Origin of the sequence: Pseudomonas sp. 2822-17 (assembly GCF_002742485.1) — a bacterium.
GTDB lineage: Bacteria > Pseudomonadota > Gammaproteobacteria > Pseudomonadales > Pseudomonadaceae > Aquipseudomonas > Aquipseudomonas cyclaminis.
Genome location: NZ_LJRZ01000447.1, coordinates 146,157 through 152,227 on the forward strand (window position 1 = coordinate 146,157; position 6,071 = coordinate 152,227).

The following is a 6,071-nucleotide window of genomic DNA, read 5'->3' on the forward strand; positions in this document are numbered from 1 at the left end:
AGTCGATGAATGCCAGCGATGGGATCCGCGTCACGCTCAGCGAATTGATTGAGATGCGCCACCGCGTGCGCGAGGTGCAGCTGTTTTCCACGCCGAGCCAGCGCAGCCCGCTGATCGGCCTGCACCACTCCAAGCTGCGCGGGCGCGGCGTCGACTTCGACCAGGTGCGTGTGTACCAGGCCGGAGACGACGTGCGCACCATCGACTGGCGCGTCACCGCACGCACCCAGGAACCGCACACCAAACTGTTCCATGAAGAGCGCGAACGGCCGATTTTCATCATGGTCGAGCAAAGCTGCCGGCTGTTTTTCGGCTCGGGACAGATGTTCAAGTCGGTGCTGGCGGCGCAGGCGGCGAGCCTGATCGGCTGGGCGGCCCTGGGGCACAACGATCGCGTCGGCGGGCTGGTGTTCGGCGACAACGAGCACTACGAAATCAAACCCCGGCGCAGCAAGCAAAGCCTGCTGCAACTGCTTAACCGCCTGGTGCGCGTCAACCAGAGCCTGGACACCGAAAGCCGTCCCGAAGCCGACGCCCTGGGCATGGCCCTGCGCCGTGGCCGCGAAGTGCTGCGCCCTGGCAGCCTGGTGATTGTGATTTGCGATGAACGTGCCCTCACCGACGGCGCCGAGCAACAACTGAGCCTGCTGTCACGCCATTGTGATCTGCTGCTGTTGCCGATCTCCGATCCGCTGGACCACGCCCTGCCCGCCGCCGGGCTGCTGCGTTTCGCGCAGCGAGGCGCGCAACTGGAACTCGACACGCTGAACTACGACTTGCGCCAGGCCTACAAGGCCCAGGCCGAAGCACGCATCGCCCGCTGGGAACGTCTCGCGCAAAAACTGCGGGTCCTGCTGATGCCCTTGAGCACCCAGAGCGAAATGGTCGAGCAACTGCGCGAATACCTCAACCCGCAACGCCCGGCCAAAAAACAATGAGCAGCCTCGACCAACTGCAACCGCTGATCGCCCCGCCGAGTATCGGCTTCTGGCCGCCTGCGCCGGGCTGGTGGCTGGTGCTGCTGGTGATCCCGTTGCTGGGGTGGGGGCTTTGGTCCCTGCGCCGCTTCCTGCCTGCGCGCCGCCCGGTCGCACGCGCCGAACAACCCTTGGACCCGTTGCGCATCGCCGCCCTGGCCGAATTGGCGCTGATGCCCAAACCCTACGACGGCGCGCCCGCCGGTGCCTGGTTGCAACAACTCAATGGCTTGCTCAAGCGCCTGTGCCGCAACGACTACCCTTACAGCCAGAGCCACACCCTCAACGGGCGCAAATGGCTGGCATTCCTCGACAACCGCTGCCCGGCTGCCGGCCTCACCCGCTGGATGGTGCTGGTGGAAGGCGCCTACAAACCCGAATGCAAACTCGACGACAAAGCCATCGCCGGCCTGACTCAAGCCGTCGACACCTGGATTCGCAAACATGTTTGAGTTCGCCTGGCCGTGGATCTTCGTCCTGTTGCCGCTGCCCTGGTTGATGCGGCTGGTCCTGCCAGCGGCCGACAGCGGCGAACCCGCGCTTAAAGTCAGCTACCTCGGTGACCTCGAAGGCCTGGCCAGGCGCCGCGCCCGCGTCAACTTGCCGGGCTGGCGCCAGCAGGCCCCCTTCGTGGTGCTGTGGCTGCTGCTGCTGACCGCCGCCGCACGCCCGGAATGGCTCGGTGAACCGCTGCCGATTGCCGCCAGCGGCCGCGATCTACTGGTGGCAGTCGACGTGTCCGGCTCCATGGATTTCCCCGATATGCAGTGGCAGGACGAGGACGTGAGTCGCCTGTCCCTGGTCAAAAACCTATTGGGTGATTTCCTTGAACACCGCGAAGGTGACCGCGTAGGCCTGATCCTGTTCGGCAGCCAGGCGTACCTGCAAGCGCCGCTGACCTTCGACCGCCGCACCGTGCGCACCTGGCTGGATGAAGCACGCATCGGCATCGCCGGCAAAAACACTGCCATCGGCGATGCCATCGGCCTGGCCCTAAAACGCCTGCGCCAGCGCCCGGCGCAAAGCCGCGTACTGATCCTGGTCACCGACGGCGCCAACAACGCCGGGCAGATCGACCCGCTGACCGCCGCACGCCTGGCCGCCGAAGAAGGTGTGAAAATCTACCCGATCGGCATCGGCGCCGACCCCGAGCAAACCGGATCCCTGGGCATCCTCGGCGTCAACCCGAGCCTGGACCTCGATGAACCGGCTCTCAGGGCCATTGCCGAAGCAACCGGCGGGCAATACTTCCGCGCCCGCGATGGCGAAGAGCTGCAAACCATCAAGGCAACCCTCGACCGACTCGAACCCGTCGAGCAACAACCGACCCAGGCCCGCCCGGCCCAGGCGTTGTACAGCGGCCCCCTGGCCCTGGCGCTGATCCTGAGTCTGTTGCTGGTGATCCAGGAACGCTGGCCGAACAACGCCCTGCAACGCTGGTTCAGCAAAGTGTCGAGCAAGGGGATCTTTCTGCAGCAAAGTCCTGAGTGGCGCCAACGCCTTAAACGCCTGCGTTTGCGGAGGCGCCGATGATCGACCTCTGGCCGCACTGGTTCCGCCCCTGGTGGCTGTTGCTGTTGCCGCTGCTCGGCTGGTTGCTATGGCAGTTGTGGCACCGGCAAAAACGCGCCGGGCGTTGGCAGATGATCCTGCCGCCGGCCTTCCATGCCGTGCTGCTCAGCGGTGGCAGCGGTCGCGAAAGCAAATCACCGTGGGTGGTGCTCGGTATCGCCTGGCTATTGGCCGTATTGGCCTTGCTCGGCCCCAGTTGGCAACGGGTCGAACAAACCAGCCAGAAGCCCTCCGACCCGCTGGTGGTGCTGCTGGAGCTGACCCCGGAAATGCTCGCCACCGACAGCCCGCCCAATCGTCTGGAGCAAGCCCGCCGCAAGCTGTATGACTTGTTGCAGGCGCGCACCGATGCGCAAACCGCCATCGTGGTGTATGCCGGCAGCGCCCACACGCTGGTGCCACTGTCGGACGACCTGGGCACCAGCCGCAACCTGCTCGAAGCGCTGCGTCCCTCGATCATGCCCGAGACCGGCCACCGCGCTGACCTGGCGGTGCACAAAGCCCTGGACCTGCTCAAGCACAGCGGCCTCGGCCAAGGACGCCTGCTGCTGATCGGCTCATCGCTGTCCAAGCAGGAGCGCCAGGGCATTCGCCTGTTGCTGCAAAGCAACCAGTCGCCGCCCCTGTCGATCCTCGGCATCGGCAGCCGCGAAGGCACGCCCGTCACCCAGGAAAGCGGTGAATTTCTCAAGGACGAACAAGGCGCGATTCTGGTGCCACGCCTCGACAGCCCCACGCTCAAAGCCTTCGCCAACGAGATGGGCGGGCGTTACCGTGCCGCGCGCCTGGACGATAAAGACCTGCGCCAGCTCGGCGTACTCGACCCGCCGCAAGCCCTGCGTAACGACGGCCAGTTGCTGCACCTCGACACCTGGGCCGACCAGGGTTACTGGCTGCTCTTGCCGCTGTTGCTGCTCGCCGCCTGCGCCGGGCGCCGTGGCTGGTTGTTTTGCCTGCCCTTGCTGCTGATGGCCGCCCCCCAGCCCAGCTACGCCTTCGAACTCCAGGATTTGTGGCTGCGCCCAGACCAGCAAGGCCAATACCTGCTCAAGAAAAAACGCCCCGCCGAAGCCGCCGAACACTTCCAGGATGTGCAATGGCAAGGCGTTGCCTTGTACGAAGCCGGCAACTATGCCGAAGCCATCAAGCGCTTTGCCGAAGGCAATGACGCCTACGCTCACTACAATCGCGGTAATGCCTTGGCCAGATCCGGCGAACTCGAAGCGGCTGTCGACGCCTACGAGCAAGCCCTGGAAGCCCAGCCCGACCTGCAACCAGCCCTGAAAAACAAGGCCCTGGTGGAAGCCCTGATGCAGGAGCAGGCAGCGCCCGAGCCCGAACAACCGGCAAAAAACGAGGATGACGAAACCACCCAACCCGGCCAAACTGCGCAACCGGGCGCCAGTGGGCAAACTGCCACGGGCGGCGAGCAGTCGTCCCAAGGCCAGGGCGAAGCGGGCAGCGGTGACACCCAGACCGGCGCCACACCCCAAGCCGGCGGCAACGAAGTACCGGGCAGCGAACTGGGCGACGAGCAAACCACTACCCCGCCGCTGCGCCCCGCCGACGCCAGCCTCGACGATGAACACCGCCAAGCCCTGGAACAATGGCTGCGGGAGATCCCGGACAACCCCGGCGAACTGCTGCGACGCAAATTCTGGTACGAACAGCAACAACATCAGGACAAGACTCGATGAGCCGCCGCACCCCCCTTCTGCTTCTGCTGGCGTTGACGGCAGGCCACGCCCAGGCGGCGAACCTGGTGGCCAGTGTCGACCGCAGCCGCCTCAATTCCGGGGAAACGGTGGAGCTGACGGTGGAGTCCAGCGACGTCACCCAGTTCGGCAAACCCGACCTGTCGCCACTGGATGCACAGTTCGAAGTCAGCGGCACCCGCCAGCTCAACCAGCTCACCACCCTGGGCGGCGACAACCACGCCACCACGCGCTGGATCATCACCCTGCTGCCCAAGGAAAACGGCACCGTAGTGATCCCGCCGTTGCAAGTGGGCGAGTACTCGACCCAGCCGATCAGCCTGCAAGTACTGGAAACCGCCAGCCAGAACAGCAACGCCGAGCTGGCGCCGGTGTTTGTCGAAGCCAGCCTCGATCAATCCAGCGTGTACGTGCAGGCACAGGCCCTGTTGACGGTGCGCGTGTACCACTCGGTGTCGCTGTATGACGACAGCAGCCTCACCCCGTTGCAGATCCCGGATGCTCGCGTGGAGCAATTGGGCGAGTCGCGCACCTATGAAAAGGTCATCAACAGCATCCGCCACGGAGTAATCGAAACCCGCTACGCGATCTACCCGCAACACAGCGGCGCCCTGGAACTGCCAACGCAGACCTTCAGCGCCACGTTGGTGGAATCGCGCCCGCCCCAGGACAATACCCTGCAAGGCACCAAGCCGGGCAAGCTGATCCACGTGAGTTCGGCGCCGTTGGCGTTGCAGGTCAAACCCAAGCCCGAGTTGTATCCCGCCGATACGCCCTGGTTGCCGGCGCGCAGCCTGACCCTGACGGAATCCTGGAATCCAGAGCCTGAACACGTGCAAGTCGGCGACTCCCTGACCCGCAGCCTCACGGTCAAGGCCGAGGGCCTGTCCAGTGCCCAACTGCCGGCCCTCCCCAGCACGGAAATCAATGGCTTGCGCCGCTACCCGGACCAACCGGTACTTGGCAACCAGACCAGCGACCGTGGCCTGGTCGGCAGCCGCGAAGACCGCGAAGCCCTGGTCCCCAATCGGGTCGGCCCGCTGGAACTGCCACCTGTTGAAGTGGTGTGGTGGAACACCCATGAGGATCACCTTGAACGTACCAGCGTGCCCGCCCGCACCCTGCAAGTGGCGGCCAACCCGAGCCTGATGGTGGACACGCCTGCCACGCCAACGATCATCACCGCACCGGACGACAGCCGTCTGTGGCTATGGCAGCTGAGCACCCTGGTCCTGGCCTGCACCACCCTGCTGGGCTTCGGCCTGTGGTGGCGTGCGCGCTGGCAACCGGCGGTGCTGCGCGCCGCACAAACCGGCCCGAGCCCGCGCACCCTGCTCGATGACCTCAAACGCGCCACCCAGGCCAACGACCCCCAGGCCACCCGCCAGGCGCTGGATGCCTGGGCGCGGCAGCAGCCGGAAACCCTGGCGGACATGGCCGCGCGCTTCGTGCCGCTGTCGGATGCGCTGGATGGGTTGAACGGCGCGCTGTACAGCGAGAGCGGCCAGTATTGGCTGGGCGAAGACCTGTGGCGCGCGATAAAAGCCATCCCCATGACCGAGCGCGTGCAAGACTCGGCGACGGACACCACCAGCCTGCCGCCGCTGTATCCCAAATAAACCGACACCCCCCATCAAAAGGTGGGAGGGGCTTGCCCCCGATTAGACAGTGGGTCAGTTATAGATGAGCTGGCTGACAGCCCCCTCCCACCTTTAGATCTGGGAACACATGCCTGCCGGGGTCCGCACCGCGTGACAACCGTTCGTCGCTACTGTCAATGTTGACAGCTATTCAGCCCAACCCGCCG

General features: G+C 65.2%; 5 protein-coding genes. All 5 read left to right on the forward strand.

Annotation, left to right across the window (positions count from 1 at the left end; all coding sequences use genetic code 11):
- The first annotated feature begins 5 nt into the window (after positions 1 to 5).
- From AOA60_RS16650 to AOA60_RS16670, 5 genes are read left to right on the forward strand one after another with little or no spacing between them, the layout of a single operon-like run.
- A complete protein-coding gene (locus AOA60_RS16650; protein ID WP_099585379.1) occupies positions 6 to 938 on the forward strand; it encodes a DUF58 domain-containing protein in 933 nt (310 codons plus the stop codon).
- Complete coding sequence (locus AOA60_RS16655; protein WP_099585380.1) at positions 935 to 1,429, forward strand: DUF4381 domain-containing protein; 495 nt, start codon at positions 935 to 937, stop codon at positions 1,427 to 1,429. The genes AOA60_RS16650 and AOA60_RS16655 overlap by 4 nt, the downstream gene beginning before the upstream one ends.
- Complete coding sequence (locus AOA60_RS16660; RefSeq protein ID WP_099585381.1) at positions 1,422 to 2,510, forward strand: VWA domain-containing protein; 1,089 nt, start codon at positions 1,422 to 1,424, stop codon at positions 2,508 to 2,510. Before AOA60_RS16655 ends, AOA60_RS16660 begins: the two co-directional genes overlap by 8 nt.
- A complete protein-coding gene (locus AOA60_RS16665) occupies positions 2,507 to 4,246 on the forward strand; it encodes a tetratricopeptide repeat protein (RefSeq protein WP_099585382.1) in 1,740 nt (579 codons plus the stop codon). The genes AOA60_RS16660 and AOA60_RS16665 overlap by 4 nt, the downstream gene beginning before the upstream one ends.
- A complete protein-coding gene (locus AOA60_RS16670; RefSeq protein WP_099585383.1) occupies positions 4,243 to 5,883 on the forward strand; it encodes a BatD family protein in 1,641 nt (546 codons plus the stop codon). The genes AOA60_RS16665 and AOA60_RS16670 overlap by 4 nt, the downstream gene beginning before the upstream one ends.
- Positions 5,884 to 6,071 lie beyond the last annotated feature (188 nt).

Coding starts and splice junctions, on each gene's coding strand:
- AOA60_RS16650 (WP_099585379.1), top strand. CDS start 6: ATGAATGCCAGCGATGGGATCCGCGTCACGCTCAGCGAATTGATTGAG.
- AOA60_RS16655 (WP_099585380.1), top strand. CDS start 935: ATGAGCAGCCTCGACCAACTGCAACCGCTGATCGCCCCGCCGAGTATC.
- AOA60_RS16660 (WP_099585381.1), top strand. CDS start 1,422: ATGTTTGAGTTCGCCTGGCCGTGGATCTTCGTCCTGTTGCCGCTGCCC.
- AOA60_RS16665 (WP_099585382.1), top strand. CDS start 2,507: ATGATCGACCTCTGGCCGCACTGGTTCCGCCCCTGGTGGCTGTTGCTG.
- AOA60_RS16670 (WP_099585383.1), top strand. CDS start 4,243: ATGAGCCGCCGCACCCCCCTTCTGCTTCTGCTGGCGTTGACGGCAGGC.